17 protein-coding genes are annotated in these 21,607 nt (G+C 71.7%); 6 read left to right on the forward strand and 11 right to left on the reverse strand.

The features are described 5' to 3' along the window. Nucleotides 1-67: 67 nt before the first annotated feature. Nucleotides 68-1,612, reverse strand: a complete 1,545-nt coding sequence (locus ACP4E5_RS31785; RefSeq protein ID WP_425834690.1) for a carboxylesterase/lipase family protein — start codon at nt 1,610-1,612, stop codon at nt 68-70. A 77-nt stretch (nt 1,613-1,689) separates the two neighbouring features. Continuing rightward, complete coding sequence (locus ACP4E5_RS31790) at nt 1,690-2,742, reverse strand: Lrp/AsnC family transcriptional regulator (RefSeq protein WP_425834692.1); 1,053 nt, start codon at nt 2,740-2,742, stop codon at nt 1,690-1,692. Nucleotides 2,743-2,876: 134 nt separating this feature from the next. Here ACP4E5_RS31790 and ACP4E5_RS31795 point away from each other — a divergent pair, with 134 nt between their 5' ends. Then, nucleotides 2,877-4,358, forward strand: coding sequence for an MFS transporter (locus tag ACP4E5_RS31795; protein ID WP_425834694.1), 1,482 nt, complete (start codon nt 2,877-2,879; stop codon nt 4,356-4,358). A gap of 58 nt (nt 4,359-4,416) precedes the next feature. Then, nucleotides 4,417-5,781 (forward strand): amidohydrolase, encoded by a 1,365-nt coding sequence (locus ACP4E5_RS31800; protein WP_425834696.1) that lies wholly within the window; start codon nt 4,417-4,419, stop codon nt 5,779-5,781. Between the two features lie 700 nt (nt 5,782-6,481). Here ACP4E5_RS31800 and glnA read toward each other — a convergent pair. Next, entirely contained in the window at nt 6,482-7,891 is a 1,410-nt protein-coding gene (gene glnA / locus ACP4E5_RS31805) for a type I glutamate--ammonia ligase (protein ID WP_425834698.1), read from the reverse strand. 199 nt (nt 7,892-8,090) lie between these two features. On the opposite strand from glnA, the gene ACP4E5_RS31810 reads away from it, so the two are divergent. Continuing rightward, complete coding sequence (locus ACP4E5_RS31810; protein ID WP_425834700.1) at nt 8,091-8,558, forward strand: RDD family protein; 468 nt, start codon at nt 8,091-8,093, stop codon at nt 8,556-8,558. 114 nt (nt 8,559-8,672) lie between these two features. Here the strand turns inward: ACP4E5_RS31810 and ACP4E5_RS31815 are convergent, their stop codons facing one another. The 4 genes from ACP4E5_RS31815 to lipB form a co-directional block, all read right to left on the reverse strand. Next, complete coding sequence (locus tag ACP4E5_RS31815; protein ID WP_425834702.1) at nt 8,673-9,386, reverse strand: DUF4191 domain-containing protein; 714 nt, start codon at nt 9,384-9,386, stop codon at nt 8,673-8,675. 58 nt (nt 9,387-9,444) lie between these two features. Further along, on the reverse strand, nt 9,445-9,642 hold the full coding sequence (locus ACP4E5_RS31820) for an SCO2195 family GlnR-regulated protein (protein ID WP_425834704.1): 198 nt from the start codon (nt 9,640-9,642) through the stop codon (nt 9,445-9,447). Nucleotides 9,643-9,904: 262 nt separating this feature from the next. Next, complete coding sequence (gene lipA, locus ACP4E5_RS31825) at nt 9,905-10,870, reverse strand: lipoyl synthase (protein ID WP_425834706.1); 966 nt, start codon at nt 10,868-10,870, stop codon at nt 9,905-9,907. Between the two features lie 112 nt (nt 10,871-10,982). Then, nucleotides 10,983-11,804 (reverse strand): lipoyl(octanoyl) transferase LipB, encoded by an 822-nt coding sequence (gene lipB / locus ACP4E5_RS31830; protein ID WP_425834708.1) that lies wholly within the window; start codon nt 11,802-11,804, stop codon nt 10,983-10,985. A gap of 297 nt (nt 11,805-12,101) precedes the next feature. Here lipB and ACP4E5_RS31835 point away from each other — a divergent pair, with 297 nt between their 5' ends. Continuing rightward, nucleotides 12,102-13,565 carry an NsdA family TPR-like regulatory protein gene (locus ACP4E5_RS31835; protein ID WP_425834710.1) on the forward strand — a complete coding sequence of 488 codons (1,464 nt, stop codon included), beginning with the start codon at nt 12,102-12,104 and terminating at the stop codon, nt 13,563-13,565. A 1,283-nt stretch (nt 13,566-14,848) separates the two neighbouring features. On the opposite strand, the gene ACP4E5_RS31840 is transcribed toward ACP4E5_RS31835, so the two are convergent. Both ACP4E5_RS31840 and ACP4E5_RS31845 read right to left on the reverse strand, forming a co-directional pair. Further along, on the reverse strand, nt 14,849-16,177 hold the full coding sequence (locus tag ACP4E5_RS31840) for an NAD(P)/FAD-dependent oxidoreductase (protein ID WP_425834712.1): 1,329 nt from the start codon (nt 16,175-16,177) through the stop codon (nt 14,849-14,851). 812 nt (nt 16,178-16,989) lie between these two features. Next, a complete protein-coding gene (locus ACP4E5_RS31845) occupies nt 16,990-17,661 on the reverse strand; it encodes a TetR/AcrR family transcriptional regulator (protein ID WP_425834714.1) in 672 nt (223 codons plus the stop codon). A gap of 120 nt (nt 17,662-17,781) precedes the next feature. Here ACP4E5_RS31845 and ACP4E5_RS31850 point away from each other — a divergent pair, with 120 nt between their 5' ends. Further along, a complete protein-coding gene (locus ACP4E5_RS31850; protein ID WP_425834716.1) occupies nt 17,782-18,621 on the forward strand; it encodes an SDR family NAD(P)-dependent oxidoreductase in 840 nt (279 codons plus the stop codon). A gap of 28 nt (nt 18,622-18,649) precedes the next feature. On the opposite strand, the gene ACP4E5_RS31855 is transcribed toward ACP4E5_RS31850, so the two are convergent. Continuing rightward, on the reverse strand, nt 18,650-19,639 hold the full coding sequence (locus ACP4E5_RS31855; RefSeq protein WP_425834718.1) for a GlxA family transcriptional regulator: 990 nt from the start codon (nt 19,637-19,639) through the stop codon (nt 18,650-18,652). A gap of 108 nt (nt 19,640-19,747) precedes the next feature. Here ACP4E5_RS31855 and ACP4E5_RS31860 point away from each other — a divergent pair, with 108 nt between their 5' ends. Then, on the forward strand, nt 19,748-20,353 hold the full coding sequence (locus ACP4E5_RS31860) for a cysteine hydrolase family protein (protein ID WP_425834720.1): 606 nt from the start codon (nt 19,748-19,750) through the stop codon (nt 20,351-20,353). Here ACP4E5_RS31860 and ACP4E5_RS31865 read toward each other — a convergent pair. Continuing rightward, a complete protein-coding gene (locus ACP4E5_RS31865; RefSeq protein WP_425834722.1) occupies nt 20,350-21,546 on the reverse strand; it encodes a MarP family serine protease in 1,197 nt (398 codons plus the stop codon). The genes ACP4E5_RS31860 and ACP4E5_RS31865 overlap by 4 nt on opposite strands. Nucleotides 21,547-21,607: the final 61 nt, after the last annotated feature.

A 21,607-nucleotide genomic window follows, 5' to 3' on the forward strand; every position in this document is an offset into this window, starting at 1 on the left:
CGAGGCTTGTCAGCGTGTGCGACTTGCCCGAGTTTAAGGGGGTTGGCCGGTTTGTGCCTGTGGAGACTTATCGGCCGCTCACGGGTGCGTCGACCGCCGCCCCGCCGACCGGATCCCGCAGCGGCCACCAGGTGCCCGGCGTCCAGTCGTGGTCGGCCCACAGCCGTTCATGGACGGGGTTGCCGGCCTCGCGGACGACCCGCGAGGGGGTGCCCATCAGGAGTGCGGCGCGGCGGGTCGGCTCATAGGCCGGCCAGTCCGGGAAGTGCTCCGAACCGGGCGGCGTGCCCTGGCCGAAGGCGCCGAATGCCTCCCGCATCCCCTCCGCCACCGCGGCCGCCTCCGGGTCCGCGAAGGGTACGAGGCCGAACGCGTACGGCATGTCCGAGCCGTGGGTGTACCAGTCCCGTTCGGGCGCCCCCGGCATCGGTGCGCGGAAGCGGAAGTGCCAGACGGGTGCGTGCCGCGACTGCGCGTCGAGCAGCCGCAGGGTCGGCGCCCCGTAACGCTCGTCCGACATGAACGCCCTCATCCGCCCGGCCGGGTCGCGGTCCGGGTACTGCGTCGCGTAGGCCTCGGCCGCCTCCCGGTGCCGGCCGGGGAACGTGTCCCGCAGCACCGCGTCGGCGTGGTCCAGGGCGCTCGGGTCGTTGGTGACGTACGTGCCGCACTCGTTGTCGGTGACACCCGCGATCAGCGGGATGCCGGCCGCCCGCCCGGCGGCCAGGGCGCGCGTGGGGCAGTGCGGCAGGACGGCGCCGCCCACGGTGGGCCGCCAGATCCAGGTGGCCCGCAGCCCCTCGCCGAGCGCGTACTGGGCCGCGGTGATCTCCTCGACCGGCACCTCCCGGATCCGTCCGGGATCCCCACCGGGCAGGTCGAGGAGGTCCACGAAGCGGCGGGCCAGCGCCGCGGTGTCCTCGGCGGAGCCAGTGTGGTCGCCACCGGAGTGGCTGATGCCCCGCCGGAAGAGACCCTCCGCGGCAGGCGACGCCATGAGGTTGATGACGCTCTTGCCGCCCGCGGACACCCCCTGGACGGTGACGTTGCCCGGATCGCCGCCGAAGGCCGCGATGTTCTCCCGCACCCAGCGCAGCGCGGCGATCTGGTCGAGCAGCGCGCAGTTGGCGGCGTCGGCGAACTCGGGGCCGAGCAGGTCGCCCAGGTTGAGGAAACCCAGCGCGCCGAGGCGGTAGTTGAAGGTGACCAGGACGGTGCCGGACCGCACGACATGCGCGCCGTCGCCGATGAACCCGGCGCCGGAGCCGAGGTGGAAGCCGCCTCCGTGGATCCACACCCGCACCGGAAGACGGTCCCCGGCAGAGGCGTGTTCCGGGGCGCTCACGTTGACGTAGAGACAGTCCTCGGACGTCGGCCGGTCGTCGTCGGTCGGCGCGGGCCCGGCCGGCATCGCTTGGGCGGGGGCCTGCTGCGGGGCGCGGTCGCCCCACTCGCCGCCGTCACGTATCCCGCTCCACGGCTGCTCCGGGACCGGTGCCGCCCAGCGCCAACGGCCGATGGGGGCGCGGGCGTAGGGGATGCCGCGCCAGGCGCGGACGCCCTCGGACGCGACTGCGCGTACGGCGCCTGACCTGGTCTGCACGACGGTCATGGTTCTCCTCTGGGTCGGGGTGAGCGGGACGAGCGGGTGACGGGCGAGCGGGTGATGGGGGAGCGGTACCGGTGGGCTCAGGCGTCGCGGCCGACGGTCGCCGCGGATTCGTCCGCCGAGCGGGCCCACAGATCCGTGGGGACGACGCCGCGGGCGCGGCCCTGGTGGTCGAGCAGCCGGGCGCTGTGCTTGACCGGATGGAGGGTCACCGCGCGGTCCACGATGGTCAGGTGCGGCGCCCGCCTGGCGATCTCCATCTCCAGCAGCGCCAGGTCGCGCAGCGAGGACAGCCAGGCGATACAGATGACATTGCTCGGACCGGCCACCTCCACGGCCAGCCGGATCTGGGGCAGCCGGCTCAACTCCCGCCCCGCGGCCTCCACATGCTGGGGCGACGTGGCCGCCCACAGCGTCGCGGTCACCGGCCGGCCGACGGCGGCCCGCGACACCTCGCAGCGCAGTTGCACGGCTCCGCTGCCGAGCAGCCGGCGCAGCCGCCGGGCGGCCGTGGTGACCGCGACACCGAGCGTCTCGGCGAGCTCGGTCGCGGTCACCCGCCCGTCCCGGCTCAGTTCCACCATGATCCGCTGGTCCAACTCGTCGCGCAGGGTGGGCAGTTCACCGGCCGACGGTGCGCTGGGTCCCAGGGCCCGCTGAGCCTGCGCGTCCAGGGTGCCGAGCCGCCACTGGCCGCCGTCGGTGAAGCCGTCGGTGAAGATGTTCGTCCGCGTCGCCCGCACCCCGGGCAGCAGCCGCAGCCGCCCCGAGATGTACGCCGACAGCGCGGCCAGGTCCACCGCGTGGACGGTGATCAGCAGATCCCGGCCGCCCGCGGTCTCCTCCACCGTGACCGCCTCGGGATCCTCCGCGATCACGGCCGCGACTTGCCGGGTCTGTGCGGCCTCGCACTCGATCTCCACCAGGGCCCCGGCCAGTTCGTCGAGCCCGCCCGCGGGATATCCGGTGACCCAGGCCAGGCCTCGCTCGAAGAGCCGGTGCCAGCGTCTGGCGGCGGTCGCCGCGTCCGTGCCCAGGGCCCGGCCCACCGCGGACCACGAGGCCCGCGGGCTGATCTGCAGGGCGTTCAACAGGGTCAGATCGGTCTCGTCCAGCTCGGCAGAAATCGGCAAGGAAGCGCCCCCTTGAAGCAACATCATGCACGGACACGGGGATGGGACATCACGTTGTTAGCTTCTGTCAATCGCGACGCCCCCCGCAGCACGTGTCGATCTCGACGCCCCGCAGCCAGCGAACGGAGTCCGTCTTGCCCCACGCCGGGTCCACCCCCGCCTCCGCTCCTCCACCCGCCGCCCCGAGCGCCGCAGGCTCGCTCCGCGTGGTGGGATTCCTCGTCCTCATCGAACTCGTCAGCGGCATCGTCCAGGGCATGATGGGCACCCTGACCCCCGCCATCGGCGCCCGCTACGAGGTCAGTGCCTCCGCGCTGACCTGGGTGAACACCGTCTTCTTCGTCTCCGCGGCGATCTGGGTGCCGCTGCTCAGCCGACTCGGCGACATCCACGGCCACCGCAAACTGCTGCGGGTCTCCGTCTCGCTGTTCGCGCTCGGGAGCATCGTGGTGGCCGCGGCCCCGAACTTCGCGGTGCTGCTCGTCGGCCGACTGCTCCAGGCCGGGCTGCTGGCGCTGCTGCCACTGGACATGGCGCTGGTCAGGGACCGCGTCGAACCCTCCAGGGCCCGCGCCGGCATCGGCCTGCTCATCGGGGCGCTGACCGGCGGCGTCTCTCTCGGCCTCGTCCTCGCCTCGGTCCTGTCCAGCGCGCTCGGCAGCCTGACCGCGGTGCTGTGGATACCCGCGGCGGTGACCGTGCTGTGCCTGGCGGTCCCGTTCTTCCTGATCCCGGAGTCGCTGCGGCGGGCCAGGGTCCGTATCGACTGGACGGGGACCGCGGGCCTCTGCCTGTTCCTGATCGCCCTGCTGCTCGGTGTCGCCGAAGGACCGTCCTGGGGCTGGGGTTCGGCGCCCATCATCGGCCTGCTGGCCCTCGCGGTCGTTCTGCTGATCGTGTTCGTCCGCTACGAGCTGCGGGCCGCGGAGCCGGTGGTCGACGTCCGACGCCTCGGCCGACCGCGGATGCTGGTGCTGTTCCTGGCCGCCTGGCTGGTCGGCGGCGCGGCCTTCGGCTCCCAGACGGCCCTGGGCACGTTCCTGGCGTCGTCGCCGGACAAGCTCGGCTACGGGCTCGGCATCGGCACCACCGGGCTCGGCTGGTTCCTGCTGCCGATGGGCCTTGCCGCGATGGTCGGCGCCTCGCTGGTGAACCGGGTCGGCAAGGTCGTCGGGCACCGCGCCTCGCTGTGCGGCGCGCTCGTCGTCATGGGCCTCGGCTTCGCCGGGATGGCGCTCTGGCACACCGGCCGGGGCGAGTTCATGGCCCTGTCGATCGTGATGGGCCTCGGCAACGGAGCGGCGATCGCCGGGCTGCCCGCGGCGATCCTGGAGCGCTCGACCGAGACCGAGAGCGGCATCAACGCCGGCCTCTACAACACCCTGCGTACGGTGGGTGGTTCGGTCACCGGAGCCATCTTCGCCGCCGTGCTGTCCGCGCTGCTCATCCCGCACACCGCCGTGCCGAGCGAGGCCGCGTACAGCACCGTGCTGTGGCTCTCCGCCGGTGCCTGCGCCCTCGCCGCCGCCCTGACGCTCGCCGCCCGCCGGGTCGCCGCGGGTGCGTCGCAGCAGCCGCCCGCCGCCCATGAGGCCGAGCCGGTGACGGTGGCCTGAGCGCCGCGGTCCACGTATCGAGTCCACGCGCCCCGCAGCAACACGAAGGAACGAGACCATGACATCCACCCCCTCCGCGTCCGACACCGCCGAGCTGAAGGCCAAGCTCAAGGAGCTGGTCTGCGCCGAGATCGACCGCCACGCCGAGCGGATCACCGAACTGAGCGATGACATCATGCGGCATCCGGAGACCGGCTACCGCGAGACCCGCACCGCGGCGGTCGTCGCCGAACAGTTCCGCGCGATGGGCCTTGAACCGGCCACCGGGCTCGCCCGCACCGGCGTCAAGGCCCGTATGAGCGGCCGGAGTTCGGGCGTCACCGCCGCCGTGATCGGCGAACTCGACGGCCTGGTCATCCCCGGCCACCCGCACGGTGACCCGGAGACCGACGCGGCCCACGCCTGTGGGCACAACGCCCAGATCGCGTCCATGATCGGCGCCGGCCTGGGCCTCCAGGCCGTGATGGACCAACTGGACGGCGACGTGGTGCTGTTCGCCGTACCGGCCGAGGAGTGCGTACAGGTGCAGTGGCGGCTCGGCCTCGTCGACGAGGGCGAGATCCACCACACCGCGGGCAAGGCGGAGCTGATCCGGCTAGGCGAGTTCGACGACGTGGACATGGCGCTGCTCACCCACGCCGGGGCGTCCTCCCCGGCGCTGGCCTTCGGCGGGGAGGGCAACGGCTCGCTGGTCAAGCGGGTCCGCTTCACCGGCCGGTCCGCGCACGCGGGCAGCACCCCGTGGATGGGCGTCAGCTCCTACAAGGCGGCCACCGTCGCCATCGCGGCGATCGACGCGCACCGCGAGTTCTTCAAGGACGAGGACAACGTCCGGGTGCACCACCTGATCACGAAGTCCGGCGACTCGGTGAGCGCGATCCCGGCCCGCACCGAGATGGAGATGCTGATCCGGGCCAGGAACGTGGACGCGATGCGGGACGCCTCCGAGCGCGTCGACCAGGCGCTGCGGGCCGGGGCGATGGCGATGGGCGCCGACGTGGAGATCACCACCGCGGTGGCCTTCCTGCCGTTCCGCAGCGACCAGCCGCTGCTGGACCTCGCCCACGCCAACGGCCGCGACCTGGTCGGCGAGGACGAGTGCGCGGTGATGACCGGCAACTTCGGCGGCTCGACCGACATGGGCGACCTCGGCCACATCATGCCGGTGGTCCAGCCGGCCTCCGCCTGCGGCACGGACGGGGCGCCGCACGGCCCCCAGTACTTCACCGCGGACCACCACGCCGCAGCCGTGATCCCGGCCAAGCTGATGGCGACGACGGTGGTGGACCTGCTGGTCGACGGCGCCGCGGAGGGCACCCGCGTGATCGAGGAGAGCGGCCCGAAGATCGACCGCGAGGCCTTCATCGCCCTCCACGACTCCCTCAGCGGAACCGACTCTTACGCTTCCCCCACCCAAGCCTGAAGTCCCGCCCACACAACGCCGTCGGCCGTGCTCTCCGGGGCCCGCCCCCTTGCGGATCACCGGGGACCGCCCGTATCCAGGAGCGCAGTTTCCAGCAGACCGCGACGGGTCCTACGAGCATGGAAAGCATCCACAGGCCCACACTGGCAGGGGAGATCAGGTAGTACTCCCACCGATCCGGAAGCAGTGCTGGAAGGGCGATCACGAGCACGAGCGTGAGCCACGTGCCAATCACCGTGAGTACGGCCTTAGACGCGACAACCGCTGTTCGCACTGATCTCCCGCCCCGACCTTCCCCGCCGTGCTCCGGGCTGCCGTCTGCTCCTACTTACGTGCACCGAACCGCCGATATGCGATCACGCCCAGACCGACGACAACGGCAACCGTGACGAGCTTCGGGGCCTACGGACGTGCTGCCCCGTTGCGTCGTGGAATGACCGTGACAGATCAACCGGCTTCGCGGTACTCGCAGCGGAAACTCTTGAGCAACTTCTGAGGCTGTCCCCGTCCGACCTCGGCTCGATGAGGTGGAGAAACCTGTAACAGCCCCTGGGTTCACGCTCCGCACGTACACGCACCTGATCAACAAGCGCACATCAAACGACCGTGGGCCGTGCCCTCCTCCTCGACGGGGAAGGACACGGCCCACGGCCCATGTACGGCCCAGAGCGCTACAAACAAGCTCTGACCTGTGCGTTTTCTAGATGTCGAAGTACAGCTCGAACTCGTGCGGGTGCGGGCGGAGCTGGATCGGGGCGATCTCGTTCGTGCGCTTGTAGTCGATCCACGTCTCGATCAGGTCGGACGTGAAGACGCCGCCGGCCTGGAGGTACTCGTTGTCCGCCTCGAGGGCGTCGAGGACCGCGGGGAGCGAGGTCGGGACCTGCTGGACGTTGGCGTGCTCCTCGGGAGCCAGCTCGTACAGGTCCTTGTCGATCGGCTCGGCCGGCTCGATCTTGTTCTTGACGCCGTCGAGGCCCGCCATGAGGAGCGCCGAGAAGGCGAGGTACGGGTTCGAGGACGGGTCCGGCGCGCGGAACTCGACGCGCTTGGCCTTCGGGTTCGAGCCCGTGATCGGGATACGCATGGCCGCGGAGCGGTTGCGCTGCGAGTACACCATGTTGACCGGCGCCTCGAAGCCCGGGACCAGGCGGTGGTACGAGTTCACCGTCGGGTTCGTGAAGGCGAGCAGCGACGGGGCGTGCTTCAGGATGCCGCCGATGTAGTAGCGGGCGATGTCCGACAGGCCCGCGTAACCCTGCTCGTCGTAGAAGAGGGGCTCGCCACCGTTCCACAGCGACTGGTGGACGTGCATGCCCGAGCCGTTGTCACCGAAGATCGGCTTCGGCATGAAGGTCGCGGTCTTGTTGTTGCGCCAGGCGACGTTCTTCACGATGTACTTGAAGAGCATCAGGTCGTCGGCCGCGGCGAGCAGCGTGTTGAACTTGTAGTTGATCTCCGCCTGGCCGGCCGTGCCGACCTCGTGGTGCTGGCGCTCGACCTTGAGGCCCTGCTTGTCCAGCTCGAGGGAGATCTCGGCGCGCAGGTCGGCGAAGTGGTCGACCGGCGGGGCCGGGAAGTAACCGCCCTTGTAGCGGACCTTGTAGCCACGGTTGTTCTCGACGGCGCCGGTGTTCCAGGCGCCCGCCTCGGAGTCGATCTCGTAGAGCGAGCGGTTCGCGGAGGTCTCGAAGCGCACCGAGTCGAAGACGTAGAACTCGGCCTCGGGGCCGAAGAACGCGGTGTCGGCGATGCCGGTGGAGGCCAGGTACGCCTCGGCCTTCTTCGCCACGTTGCGCGGGTCGCGGGAGTACTGCTCGCCCGTGATCGGGTCGTGGATGAAGAAGTTGACGTTCAGCGTCTTGTCGCGGCGGAAGGGGTCCACACGGGCGGTGGAGAGGTCCGCGCGCAGCGCCATGTCGGACTCGTGGATCGCCTGGAAGCCGCGGATCGACGAGCCGTCGAAGGCCAGCTCCTCCGTGGGGTCGAACGCCTCGGCCGGTACCGTGAAGTGCTGCATCACACCCGGCAGGTCGCAGAAGCGAACGTCAACGAACTTGACGTCCTCGTCCGCGAGGAACTTCTTGGCGTCATCGGCGTTCTGGAACATCCAACTCCTCCTACTCCCACCCAGGGAGGGGCGGGGTTGCAGCTCTTGGCAGCTCGATCGCGCGACCGGTGCGGCGGCACACGCTGGGACCCGACGATATGCAGGCGTGATTTCTCAAGCATGACCCATTTGTTTCGCCCAAGTTAACCGGAGCAGGGGTCGGGACCGCATCAGGAGAGCGGCGCAGTACCGTTGACGCGTGGACAACAGGGAAGCAATGGGATCGTGGCTGTCCGGGCCTCGTGAGGCCATGGAACAGGCGGGCGCCGACTTCGGATACCGCGGTGAACAGCTCGGTCTGCCCGAGCACGGACCCGGCTCCGTCGCGCGCCCCGGCCGCCGCATCGGGGCCCTCGTCGTCGACTGGGCGCTGTGCATGCTGATCGCATACGGCCTGGTCACGCACGGCTACAACCAGGCGACGGGGAACTGGGCGCTGCTCATCTTCTTCGCCCTCAGCGTGCTCACGGTCGGCACCATCGGCTGCACACCCGGCAAGCGCCTCTTCGGCCTGCGGGTCGTCTCCGAGGCCGGCGGACGTATCGGGATCGGCCGGGTGCTGATCCGTTCGGTGCTGCTGTGCGTCGCCATCCCGGCCCTGATCTGGGACCGCGACGGCCGCGGTCTGCACGACCGCGTCGCGAAGGCGGTACAGGTCCGCGTTTAGGGGCGCGGGCAACCGCGCGAGCGGGACCACAGCGACGCGCGGGAACGTAGGAGAGGCGGGCCGGAACCCATCAGGTTCCGGCCCGCCTCGTTCACGTAGAAGCAGCGGAGCGTGTCAGCGGGTCCGGCCGCCGCCGCCCTTCGGCATCTTCATGCCCTTCGGCATCGGACCCTTCGGCAGCGGCATGTTCGACATGAGGTCGCCCATCGCCTTCAGCCGGTCGTTGGTCGCCGTCACCTGGGGGCCGGTCAGCACGCGCGGCAGCTTGAGCATCGTCGTGCGGAGCTTCTTCAGCGGAACCGTTCCCTCGGGTCCCTGGCTCGTGCCCACCACGAAGTCGTGGACCGGGACGTCGGAGACGATGCGGGCCATCTTCTTCTTCTCGGCCGCGAGGAGGGACTTCACCCGGTTCGGGTTGCCCTCCGCGACGAGCACGATGCCGGCCTTGCCGACCGCGCGGTGCACCACGTCCTGGCTGCGGTTCATGGCGACCGCGGGGGTCGTCGTCCAGCCGCGTCCGATGTTGTCGAGCACGGCCGCGGCCGCGCCGGGCTGTCCCTCCATCTGCCCGAAGGCCGCCTTCTCGGCTCGGCGCCCGAAGATGATCGCCATCGCGAGGAGAGCGAGCAGGATGCCGAGAATTCCGAGGTAGATGGGGTGACCGATCAAGAAGCCGATCGCGAGGAGGACACCGAAGGTGACGATTCCCACACCCGCGAGTACGAGACCGATCTTGGTGTCGACCCTGCGGGTCATCTTGTAGGTCTGGGCGATCTGCTTGAGCCGCCCGGTGTTAGCAGCGTCCGCTGCAGTTTCCTTCCTCGCCATGTCCTGAAGTCTACGTGGCCGGGGAAGCGGGAAGAACCCGCACCGGCCCCCGGCTCGCTCAGCCCTGCGAGGCGGCGGCCTCCAGGACGCGCTGCGCCTCGACCCGGTCCTTGGCGCGGCGGCGGTCCTCCAGGACGGATGTCCATGCGTTGCGGCGCGCGGTGCGCTGGCCGCTGCTCATGAGCAGCGACTCCACGGCGCGCAGAGCGTCGGTGACGGTCGGGATGGCGGTGGCGCGGACGGGCGCGGCCTGCATGGTTGAGGTCCCCCCTCGAAGGGTGATCACGGCTGTGGCGCGGGGTGTACGGGGCGTGATTCCAGAGTCACTGTTTGGTGTTACCAGGGCGTGACCGGACGGTCAAACACCAATGAAGCCTTGGCCCTCGCGCCGCAAACGCGAACGCGGTCCTGACGGTGCCCCCAACTGCGGGGATCGTCAGGACCGCGCCCAACCGGCCACTACCGATCAGTAGCCTCTTGTGCGTGAATTCACACGCCGTGATTCATGCGGTCTGAACTCACACGGCCTGCGAGGCGGCGAAGGATCCGCGCTTCTCCTTGGCCATCTGGAACAGCCGGCCCGCGCGGTACGAGGAGCGGACCAGCGGGCCCGACATGACGCCGGAGAAACCGATCTGCTCGGCCTCGTCCTTCAGCTCCACGAACTCCTGCGGCTTGACCCAGCGCTCCACGGGGTGGTGCCGCACGGAGGGGCGCAGGTACTGCGTGATGGTGACCAGCTCGCAGCCCGCGTCGTGCAGCTGGCGCAGCGCCTCGCTGATCTCCTCGCGGGTCTCGCCCATGCCGAGGATCAGGTTCGACTTGGTGACCAGGCCGAAGTCGCGGGCCTCGGTGATGACCTTCAGCGAACGCTCGTAGCGGAAGCCCGGGCGGATCCGCTTGAAGATCCGCGGGACCGTTTCGACGTTGTGCGCGAAGACCTCGGGGCGGGAGGAGAAGACCTCGGCCAGCTGGTCCGGGTCCGCGTTGAAGTCGGGGGCGAGGAGCTCGACCTTGGTGCGGCCGTCGGCGCGATTGGTGGTCTGGCGGTGGATCTGGCGGACCGTCTCCGCGTACAGCCAGGCGCCGCCGTCCTCCAGGTCGTCGCGGGCGACGCCGGTGATCGTGGCGTAGTTCAGGTCCATCGTGACGACGGACTCGCCGACGCGGCGCGGCTCGTCACGGTCGAGCGGCTCCGGCTTGCCGGTGTCGATCTGGCAGAAGTCGCAGCGCCGGGTGCACTGGTCACCGCCGATGAGGAAGGTGGCCTCGCGGTCCTCCCAGCACTCGTAGATGTTGGGGCAGCCGGCCTCCTGGCAGACGGTGTGCAGGCCCTCCGACTTCACGAGGTTCTGCATCTTCGTGTATTCGGGACCCATTTTCGCCCGGGTCTTGATCCACTCGGGCTTGCGCTCGATGGGGGTCTGAGCGTTACGGACCTCCAGGCGCAGCATCTTGCGTCCGTCGGGTGCGACTGCGGACACGACCGGCTCCCTAAAGCTTTGATTCCTCGGCGTACATCAGGGTACGCCCGTGATGTTCATGGCCCTCACGGGTGGCCAACCGGCCGCCTGCGGGGTGCATTCCCCGTATGGACTACGCCGAGGCCTTCGCCGCGTTCTCGACGGCGCGCGGCTTGAGGTCCGCGTTCCCCAGGACGTCCTGCAGATGCCTCTCCGCGACCGGCAGCACCTCGTCCATCGTGACCTCGCGCCCCAGCTCGTACGAGAGGGAGGTCACGCCCGCGTCGCGGATGCCGCAGGGGATGATCTTGTCGAAGTTCGACGTGTCCGGATTCACGTTCAGCGCGAAGCCGTGCATCGTGACGCCCTTGGCGACGCGGATGCCCATGGCGCAGATCTTGCGGTCCTCGTGCCGCTGACCGGCGTTCGACGGCGCGTACTCGGGTCCTACGAGGCGGTGGTCGAACTCCTCGTCCTCGCTGCTGAGGCGGGGGTCGAAGTCGAGCGAGAGCCCGCTGTGCTCCTTGCGGGCCGTGCGCTGTTCGATCGGGTCGCCCAGGACCCAGACACCGGCGCGCCCCTCGACCCGCGCCGCCGCGATTCCGAACTCGGCGCAGACCGCGATCATCGCGTCCTCCAGGCGGCGCAGATGCGCGACCACGTCCACGGGGCGCGGGAGCTTCTGGATCGGGTAGCCGACGAGCTGGCCCGGGCCGTGCCAGGTGATCTTGCCGCCGCGGTCGACGTCGATGACCGGGGTGCCGTCGAGCGGGCGCTCCTCGGGGGCCGTGCGACGGCCTGCCGTATAGACGGGTGGGTGCTCCAGGAGCAGACAGGTGTCGGGCACTTCGTCGGCGAAGCGAGCGGCGTGCACACGGCGCTGCTCGTCCCAGGCGACCTGGTAATCGACCATGTCCGCACCGAAACCCATGCGGACGAACCGGAACTCACTCACGGCAAGTGCCTCCCTAAGAACCTTCACCGTGCATATAACGCGCCCGGAGCAACTGTACGGCTCCCGATTCACGGCCCCGTCGTCCACCCCTCGCGCGGTTTGTCACACGATCGGATGAAGGAGGGGTTCGGCTGGGCTGATTGGGGGACGCCGTGTGCGCTCCGTGATAATTTCAGCGCCGTCCGTGAGCGGAAGTCGGTCACGGACGGCGCCGTTCCATGAGGGAGCAGCGACTGAAGGGGGGCACTCAAGGGCCCCCCTTTACCGCTTCCAAGGGCCCGGAAGGCAACGCACAGCATGACGGAACGACCTCCGCAGCGCACCCCGAACCGCCAGCTCGCCGCGCTCATCGCGGAGGCCGGTTTCTCCAACGCGGGCCTCGCGCGCCGCGTGGACCAGCTGGGGCTCGAACACGGGCTTGACCTGCGCTACGACAAGACATCCGTGACCCGGTGGCTGCGCGGACAGCAGCCCAGAGGGACCACACCCGCGCTCATCGCCGAGGTGTTCACGCGCCGCCTCGGCCGCCGCCTCTCCGCGCAGGACCTCGGGCTCGACGCGTGTGCGCCGGTGTACGCGGGGCTGGAGTTCGCGGCATCGCCCGAGGAGGCCGTCGACATCGTCAGCGGTCTGTGGCGCAAGGACTCCGGCAGCCACGCCGAACTCCGGAAGATCGCGTTCACCCCGGCCGGGCTCGTCGTGCCCAGCCGCGACTGGCTGATCGGCCGCGCCGACGACCGGGTGGCCCACGGCGAGCAGCTGCCGCGGGTGCCGGTGCAGGGGCGGCCCGGCGTGGCTCTGGAGGCGGTGGGCGCCGCCGTGCCGCGGCAGCGGGGGCAGACCGAGCGCGGGCCCGGGCATCGGGTGACGAGCGGGGACATCGCGGCGCTGCGCTCGGTGGGCGAGCTGTTCCGCGCGCTCGACCACGCGTACGGGGGCGGGCACGCGCGCCAGGCCCTCGTGCGGTACCTGGAGCACGAGGCCGAGCCGATGCTGCGCGGGGCGTACGGGGAGCAGCACGGGCGGCGGCTGTTCAGCGCCGTCGCCGATCTGACCCGGCTCGCGGGCTGGACCTCGTACGACATCGCGGCGCACGGCCTGGCCCAGCGGTACTTCGTGCAGGCGTTGCGGCTCTCGCAGGCCGCGGGGGACCGGATGTACGGGTCGTACGTGCTGGTCACCATGAGCCGGCAGGCCGTCTACCTCGGGCACGGGCGGGAGGCGGTGCAGCTCGCGCGGGTCGCACAGCAGGGCGTGGGGGCGTCGGCGCCGCCCGCGGTGCAGGCGCTGCTGCACGCCGTGGAGGCGCGCGGGCACGGGGTGCTCGGCGAGGTGCGGGCGTGCACGGCGTCGCTGGTGCGGGCCGAGCGGGCGCTCGGGGCGGTGCGGCCCGGGGACGAGGTGCCGCCGTGGGCGCGGTTCTTCGACGAGGCGCAGTTGGCGGACGAGTTCGGGCACTGCCACCGGGATCTGCAGCAGTACCGGGCCGCGGCGCAGCACGCGGAGCGGTCGCTGCAGTTGCGGGCGCCGGGGTTCGCGCGCAGCCGGTTGTTCTGCCGGGTGGTGCTGGCCTCGGCACGCCTCGGGCTCGGGGAACTGGACTCGGCGTGCGCGCTCGGCGCGGAGGCGGCGTCGGCCGCGGCCGACATGCGGTCGGTGCGGGCGCACGAGTATGTGCGGGAGTTCGAGAGGCGGTTGGAGCCGTATCGCGATGCGGGGCCCGTCCGGGGGTATCGGGAGCGGGTCGCGGCGTTGGGGTGAGGGTCGGTGGGGCGGGGGCGGGCTGGTTGCGGGGCCGGGGACGGGGCCGGGGTTGTGGTGGGTGAGTCGGGATGAGGGCTGGTGTCGTTGATGCGCGGCACCGGGGTTCCCGGGGTTCGCCGAGGTTGACGCTTGCCGCCAGCGATTCGCCGCACCGGGGTTCCGGGGGCCTGCCGGGGTGACGCCTGTGGGGCCGGTTCGCGGCGCCGTGCCTTGTCGGCCGCGCTGATTGCCCGGTCACCTCCCGCCCACCCGCCCCCTCCGGGGGCTTCGGCCCCCGGGACGGGGTGGTGTCTGGTGCGCTGCGCCGGGGGCTGGGTTGTGTCGGGGGTGGCGCCTGCGGTGATGGGTGCGATCTACCGGGGCGCTGCCTTGACCACCCACCCCGCCCGGGACGGCACGCTATTCAAGGCGGGGAGCTGTGCGTTGCGGCTATCCCGGGCGGGGTGGGTGGTGGGGCTGGGACGGGATGTGGGCTGACGTCCACGGCTTCCCCGAGGGAGGCGTGCAGAGGACAGGGCGGGCGTTGCCACTTGGATGGGGAGCTGTGCCCGCCCCCCCAGTGGCGGGGCGGGCCCGGCCGCATTAAGAGGGCTGTGTGTGGCGTCAGTCCTCTTAAGGCGGCCGGGGTGGACGCTGACCGCGAACGGGTGGGCCAGCAGAGACGGAAGCAGGGTGGCCTGACTGCCGTGAGACGGGGGCTCTGTGCGGCGGCGATCCTCGGGCGGGGGCGGATGTCGGCCACGAACGGATGGGAGACCGTGCCGTTTCTAGCGGGGAGTTGTGCCCGGTGGCGTGGCGCAAGGCGGGCGCAGGGGCGACCGGCACGGACGGGTGGCGGGTTGCCTGGTGGGGTGGCCTCGGCCGCAACGGGTGGGCGACCGCGCTCGATGGTGGATTACCTGCGGAGGCCTGGGTGGGAGGGGCGTGAATCAAGCCCGTTCGTGGGTGAGAGGCATGAGTCCGGAGCCGGGGTGCGGCCCCCGGGGTTCAGCCCCGGTGCGGGCGTTGGCAGCCGGGCCGGGGGCTCCTGCCTGGAGCCCCCCGAGGGGGCGGGAAACCGTCGCGGGCGGGGGAGCCGCGCCAGGCGGAGGGGACCGCGTCGGGCGGGAGGTCGTGCCGGGCGAGGGGGACGTGTCGGGCGAGGGGGACGTGTCCCGTCCGGCGAGGCTCCGTCGGACGGCGCGGGCGTTCGGGGCGGAGGGTGTGTCCGGGTGGGCCCGGAGGGGGTGGCGCGCCCGCCCCCGGAGTTGGGCCACGGAGGCGGGCGCGGAATGGAGGGGTCAGGCGGCGTTGGTGAGTGGGGGTGCGGTGGGTTCGGGGATGCCCAGGTCCGTCAGGAGCGCGCGGGTCGCCCGGCGGGCCGAGTGGAGGGCGCCCTGCACCGTGCTGGTGTCCCGGTGGTCCCCGCACACGTACAGGCCGTCGAGGAGGCGGACCGGGCGGCACGGATCGTGTGGGGGCGGCATCGCGGGCACGGCGTGGGCGTCGTGGTGCACGGCCAGGGTTTCCCAGTCGGCGGTCGACGTGCCGTAGAGGGTGGCGAGTTGAGTGCGGAGTTCGCGGTCCGTGGGCGGTGGGCCGAGGATCGTCGAGGAGACCAGGGCGCGGCCCGCCGGGGCTCTCGTGGGGTCCACCTGGCTGATCACCGACGTGTGCGCGACCGGTCCGAGCCGGTCCGCGTCGAGCAGCAGCGCGGGTTCGGTGAGCGGGGGCTCGGGCACGGCGTGGTGCACGACCGTGACCTCGTGGAAGGCGGGGACGCGCAGGCCGGGGAGGAGTTCGGCGGCGTCGCCCGCGCCGGTCGCCAACACCACGGCGCGGCAGGGGAGTTGGCCGAGTTCGGTGGTCGTGACCGAGGTCGTGGCGACCGCCGTGACCCGTACGCCGGTGTGCACCGTGCCGGGTGGCAGGCCCGCCGCGAGCAGCTCCGGAAGTGCGTCGGCGCCGCCCTCCGGCACGGCGAGCCGGCCCGCCGCGTACGCGTGCAGGGCGAGGTCGGCGCACCGGCTGGAGGTGCCGAGGTCCGGGTCGCAGAGCAGGGCCGAGAGCAGGGGGCGTACGAAGCCGTGGAGGGCCGAGGCCGGCAGGCCTCGGGTCAAGAGGGCCTGGGCGGCGGGGAGTTCGGGGCGGGAGAGGAGGCGGGACGGCTCCGTCGTCGCGAGCCGGGACAGGGCCGCGCCCAGGCGTGCGTGGTCGAGCGGGCTGCCGAGGGTGGGGCGCGTGCCGCGCGGACTCCGGGGGGCGCTCGCCAAGGCGCGTGCCGCGCTGAGTGCGCCCCTTGTGCGCCGGGGGCCGGTGGGTTCGCCCGCCCGGCGGCGCAGCCCCTCGCTGTGTACGAGCACGCCCGGGGAGAAGTGGCGCAGGGTGAGGGAGGCGAGGGCGGGGTCGCGACGCAGTTCGGGGTACGAGGTGCACAGTGGCCGGCCGGTCCGGTCGAGGCGGAAGCCGTCGACCTTCTCGGTGGACATGCGGCCGCCGATGCCCGTGGCGGCCTCCAGGACCAACGGGCGCAGGCCCGCCCTGGTCAGGTGCCGGGCCGCCGCGAGTCCCGCTACTCCGGCGCCCACGACGACGATGGCTCCCGGGCTTGCGTCTGCAGGGTCGAGCACGGTGTGCCTCCGGCGGGTCGGGTGGCTGACGTCCGGGCTCATGCCCTCAACGCGCCCTCGAGATACCTGAGTTCGGGGCCCAGGGAACTCGAGAGTAGGTGCGGCGCACACGCCGGGCAGTCGCGCGTGGGGGCGGCACGGGGGCACGCCGGTCGCACGGCCGGACGCCTTCCCGCGGGACACACCCCACGGCTGTACGACACGGCTCCCGCCGTCAGCTACGAGGTGACATCGCCAAAAGCCCCCGGACGCCCCGGCCGTCAGCCACCGGACGGAGCCCCTGTCGCAAGTCGCCAGGCGCCCCCTGCTGTCAGTGGCCAGTCGCCCTCGCCGTCAGCAGTCGGGCGGCGCTCCCGCCGTCAGTCACCAGTCGCCCTTGTAGTCAGGAGCGGGGTGAGGCTCTGCCGTCAGTCACCAGACGGCCTCGCCGTCAGGAGCGGGGTGGGGCCCCACCGTCAGTGACCAGTCGCCCTCGCCGTCAGCAGTCGGGCGGCGCTCCCGTCGCCAGTGACCAGACGGCCTCGCCGTCAGGAGCGGGGTGAGGCCCCACCGCCAGTCACCAGACGGCCTCGCCGTCAGGAGCGGGGTGAGGTCCTACCGTCAGTCACCAGTCGCCCTCGCCGCCAAGGGCGGGGTGAGGTCCCACCGGCAGTCATCAGACGGTCGCCTCGCCCCGCCGCCAGTTGCCGGGTACCCCGCCACGTCCAGCAACTGGGCGCCCCCCGCCGCCGGTTGCGAGGCGCCCCTTGTCACGGCCGGCGACCAGACAAGGCCCCCGCCACCAGTCACCCCCTGCTCCCGGCCGCCGTCAGCTACCCCTTGCCCCCCGCCGTCAAGTGGCGCAGCGCGCGGATCGCCAGGGAGGCGGGGGAGTGGGGGCCGGAGGTGGGGGCGGTTGTCGTGGACCAGAGTTCCAGGGCCACCCGGATCGCGTCGGTTGCCGCGGCGGCTGTCAGGCGGGTCTCCAGGGGGTCCGCGTCGGGGCCCGCGAGGTGGGTCACCACCGGGAGCAGCTTCTCTTCCGACTCCTGGTTGACGCGGTACCAGACCGCGCGCAGCGCCGGGTCGTCCTGGGCCGCGCGCAACAGGGTCCGGGTGCCCTGAAGTGCCTCCTCCGCCGCCTCGTCCGGGGGCGAGAGCGTGGCCGCCGCGGCCGATTCGAGGGCCTGCGGCAGCGGCGTGCCCGGGTCCGTCGCGGCCAGCAGCTCGCGCCAGCGGTCGCCACCGGACGCGAGGAGCGGGCCCACCGCGTCCTGCTTGTTGCGGAAGTAGCGGTAGAAGGTGCGCAGCGCGACCCCGGCGTCGTGGGCGATCTCCTCGGCCGTGGTGCCGTCGGGGCCCTTCTCGGTGAACAGCTCCATCGCCGCGCGCGCGATGTCGAGCTGGGTCGCCGCCTTTCGACGTTCGGTCAGCGAGGGCTGAGAGGGCTGCGAGGGCTGAGGGGGGCGCGCAGGCGACGAAGGGGGTGTTCTGGGCTCGTTCACCTGACGAAGCGTAGCCGCACCGGGAATGAAGTGGCGCGAAATGCCGTTATGGCAAAACGTGCCACCGAAGCGTACGGTGAGCAGCGCGCGAGGACGCGCACAGGAACGTAAGGAGTCGCCATGAACCGCCTGAATCGACCGGACCGGCAGGACCGACAGGACCGACAGGACCGGCTGGGGCGATATGAAGGGCGCCGTGCGCTGGTCAGCGGTGGTGGGTCCGGAATTGGCCAGGCCACCGTGCTGCGCATGCTGGCCGAGGGCGGCCGGGTCGTCGCGGCCGACGTCAGCGAGGCCGGTCTCCAGGACACCGTCAGCAAGGCGGGTGCCGACGCCGAGCGCCTCACCACCGTCGTCGTGAACATCGCCGACGAGGCGTCCGTGCGCGACGCCGTCGAGTCCGCCGTGCAGGCGCTCGGCGGACTCGACGTGCTCGTCAACGCCGCCGGCATCCTGCGCTCCTCGCACACCGAGAAGACGACGCTCGCCGAGTTCAACCAGGTGCTCGCGGTCAACCTCACCGGCACCTTCCTGATGATTCGCGAAGCGATACCCGCACTGCTCCAGGGCGACGCCCCCGCCGTCGTCAACTTCAGCTCCACTTCCGCGATGTTCGCCCACCCGTACATGGCGGCGTACGCGGCGAGCAAGGGCGGCGTGCAGTCCATGACGCACGCGCTGGCCGCCGAGTACAGCAAGCAGGGCATCCGGTTCACCGCCGTGCAGCCCGGCTCCATCGCGTCCGGCATGACCGACGGCTCCGGCGAGAGCAAGCAGAGTCAGGGCCCCGGCCTGCCCGAGGACACGGACTGGAGCCTCTTCGCGAAGCTGTCGCCCTCGCTCGGTGACGGATTCGCCGGGCCCGAGGCCGTGGCCGGGGTCGTCGCGATGCTGGCCTCCGAGGACGGGAAGTTCATCACCGGTACGGAGATCCGTATCGACGGCGGCACCCACTACTGAGCGAACCGCCGTAGCCAGCCGCTAGCCGCTACACGGACACTCGGAAGCGGTGCCGGTACGCCGTCGGCGTCGTGTCGAGCTGGCGGCGAAAGGCCCGCACCAGCGTGTCCGTCGTGCCGAAACCGCAGGCGGAGGCGATCCGGTCGAGCGTGTCGTCGGACGATTCGAGTCGCTGGCGGGCCCGTTCGACGCGTGCCGACTCGACGTACGCGCTCGGTGTCGTGCCCAGTTCGGACTTGAAAATCCGGGTGAGCTGGCGCTCGCCGACATGGGCGTGCGCCGCGAGGACCGCGACGGTGAGCGGTTCGCCGAGATTCCGGGTGATGTGCTGGCGCAGGTCGTCCACGCGCCGCGTCGTGGAGGCCTGCGCCAGCGGCACGCTGAACTGGCTCTGGCCGCTCGGCCGCTTCAGGTACATCACGAGCTGCCGCGCCACCCGCAGCGCCGTCGGCTCGCCGAGGTCGTCCGCCACCAGGGCGAGGGACAGGTCGAGGCAGGAGCTGATGCCGGCGCCCGTCCAGATGTCTCCCTCGCGGATGAAGATCGGGTCGGGGTCGACGTCGATCTCCGGGTGCTCGTCCGCCAGTTGGCGCGCGGTCGACCAGTGGGTGGTGGCGCGCTTGCCGTCGAGCAGACCTGCCGCCGCGAGCAGATGTGCCCCGACGCAGACCGAGGCGACCCGGCGGGCCCGCCCGGCGAGCGTCCGCACCCGGTCGACCACGGCGGGCTCTGCGAGGGCGCGCACCCCGCGCTCCGCGTCGGCCTCGACCGAGCCCGGCACCAGGAGGGTGTCGATGCTCAGGCGGGCCGCGTCGTCGAAGGTGACATCGGGCAGGACACGTACGCCGGCGGAGGTGGTGACGGGGTCCAGCGTCTCGGCGGCGAGGAGGACCCGGTAGTCGGCGTCGCCGTTCCCCTCGCGGCGCACCAGCGCGAAGACCTCGGGCGGGCCCGTGACGTCGAGCGTGTCGACCCCGTCGAAGAGGACGATGACGACGAGCCGTTCGGTCGCGCTCACGGGGCCCCTCTCACGATGACGGTGGTGGTGTCGGTGTTGGTGTCGTGTCTGAATCTGCATGTTAGCTGTCATTGCCGACATCGACCCGCCGCTCGTAGCGTTCAAGGCATGCCAACAACGACGCCAACAACGACTCTGCGCACCCTCAACGGCCTCGACGAGACGCCCGCCTCGCTCGCCGACGCGACCCTGATCCTGGTCGACTACCAGAACACCTACACCCGTGGCGTGATGGAGCTGGAGGGCTGGCGGACCGCCCTCGACAACGCCGCCGAACTCCTCGCCCGCGCCCGCGCCGCCGGCTCGACGGTCGTCCACATCCAGCACGACGGCGGCGAGGGCTCCGCGTACGACGTCCGCGCCGAGATCGGGGAGATCCACCCCGACGTCGCGCCCGTCGAGGGCGAGGCCGTCGTGGTCAAGCCCGCCCCGGACTCCTTCGTCGGCACCGACCTCGGCAAGATCGTCGACGCCGCGGGCCACAAGGACGTCGTTGTCATCGGCTTCATGTCGCACATGTGCGTGCAGTTCACCGCGCAGGGCGCGTTCCTGCGCGGGAACCGGCCCACCGTGGTCGCCGACGCCTGCGCGACGCGGCCCCTGACCTCGGTCGGCGGCGTCGAGCTGCCCGCCGAGCAGGTGCACCTCGGCGCGATGGCGACGATCACCGATCTGTACGGGGTGGTCGTGCCGACGGGGTCCGCCCTCTCCTAGGACTGGATGAGCCGGCCCGTGTCCACCGCCGTCGTCGCCGACGCCGCCCGCTGCGCGTCGGGCGACACCTCGTCCGCCGTCAGTACGTAGCCCGTCCCGTCGTCCGTCGTGGACCGGGCGAACACCACTCCGTACACCTCGCCGTCCGTGTCGAGGAGCGGGCCGCCGGAGTTGCCGGGGAGGACCGTGGAGCGGATCGAGTAGATGTCGCGCGTGACGTTGCCGGAGCCGTAGATGTTCTGGCCGGCCGCCTTGATCGTGTCGTCGACCGTGGCGGCCTGGAGGTCGAGGCCGCCGTCCTGCGGGTAGCCCGCGACCACGGCGGCGTCACCGCGCCCGGCCGAGTCGTCGAAGCGCAGGGACGGGGCGTCGAGCCCGGGGACGTAGAGGACCGCGACGTCCTTGTCGGGGTCGAAGAGGACGACCTTCGCCTCGTACGCGCGGCCCGTGCCGCCCACCCGTACCGTCGGGTCGTCGATGCCCGCGACCACGTGCGCGTTGGTCATGACGTGCTGGGAGCTGAACACGAAGCCGCTGCCCTCGCGGCCCTGGGTGCCGGACGCGCCCTGGACCTTGACGCTGCTGCGCTGGGCGGCGGCGGTCGCCTTCGCCGTCACGTTGTCCCCCGAGGGCTTCGCGACCTTGGCGGGCGGCTCGCTCGCGAACGGGTCGAAGACCTGCGGGAAGCCCGCCGAGGTGAGCGCCCCCGTGGCCTGCGAGAACCACGACGGGGTCGTCGACGGCATGGTGTCCTGCACCGCGCCGAGCACCGTGGAATTCCGGATCGCCTGGTTGAGGACCGTGGACGAGGAGGCGACGAGGACGCTGCCCGCCACCCACGCCACCACCAGGACCGCCACCGCGGTGGCCGCGCCACCGCCCACCCCGTCGGCCACGCGCAGCGGACCCGGCGCGTGCGACATGCCGCCGCGCACCCGCGCCGCGAGCAGCCCGGCGAGACCGTGCCCCGCGACCGCCGGTACGAGCACCGTGAGGACGGCGACGACCGTGGCCGATGTGGTGCCCGGAGTGACCGTCTCCATCAGGTGCGGCAGCAGCCAGACGCCGATGGCCGCACCGCCCACGAACCCGGCCAGCGAGACGCAGCCCGCGAGCAGACCGCGCCGGTAGCCGGACACGGCGTAGGCGAGGGCCACCACCAGGAGCAGCACGTCGAGTATGTGGAGGTCCATACCGGTAAGAAACGCCCGGGTGCCCCCGATGGTTCCGCCACCTGGCCCACTGTGGCTGACC

It is taken from the genome of Streptomyces fractus (assembly GCF_049844455.1).
In the GTDB taxonomy this organism is placed as follows: Bacteria; Actinomycetota; Actinomycetes; order Streptomycetales; family Streptomycetaceae; genus Streptomyces; species Streptomyces fractus.

Excerpts from the sequence above, each read along its gene's own strand:
- ACP4E5_RS31785 (WP_425834690.1), bottom strand. The coding sequence starts at position 1,612 with ATGACCGTCGTGCAGACCAGGTCAGGCGCCGTACGCGCAGTCGCGTCC.
- ACP4E5_RS31800 (WP_425834696.1), top strand. The coding sequence starts at position 4,417 with ATGACATCCACCCCCTCCGCGTCCGACACCGCCGAGCTGAAGGCCAAG.
- glnA (WP_425834698.1), bottom strand. The coding sequence starts at position 7,891 with ATGTTCCAGAACGCCGATGACGCCAAGAAGTTCCTCGCGGACGAGGAC.
- ACP4E5_RS31815 (WP_425834702.1), bottom strand. The coding sequence starts at position 9,386 with ATGGCGAGGAAGGAAACTGCAGCGGACGCTGCTAACACCGGGCGGCTC.
- ACP4E5_RS31820 (WP_425834704.1), bottom strand. The coding sequence starts at position 9,642 with ATGCAGGCCGCGCCCGTCCGCGCCACCGCCATCCCGACCGTCACCGAC.
- ACP4E5_RS31835 (WP_425834710.1), top strand. The coding sequence starts at position 12,102 with ATGACGGAACGACCTCCGCAGCGCACCCCGAACCGCCAGCTCGCCGCG.
- ACP4E5_RS31850 (WP_425834716.1), top strand. The coding sequence starts at position 17,782 with ATGAACCGCCTGAATCGACCGGACCGGCAGGACCGACAGGACCGACAG.
- ACP4E5_RS31860 (WP_425834720.1), top strand. The coding sequence starts at position 19,748 with ATGCCAACAACGACGCCAACAACGACTCTGCGCACCCTCAACGGCCTC.
- ACP4E5_RS31865 (WP_425834722.1), bottom strand. The coding sequence starts at position 21,546 with ATGGACCTCCACATACTCGACGTGCTGCTCCTGGTGGTGGCCCTCGCC.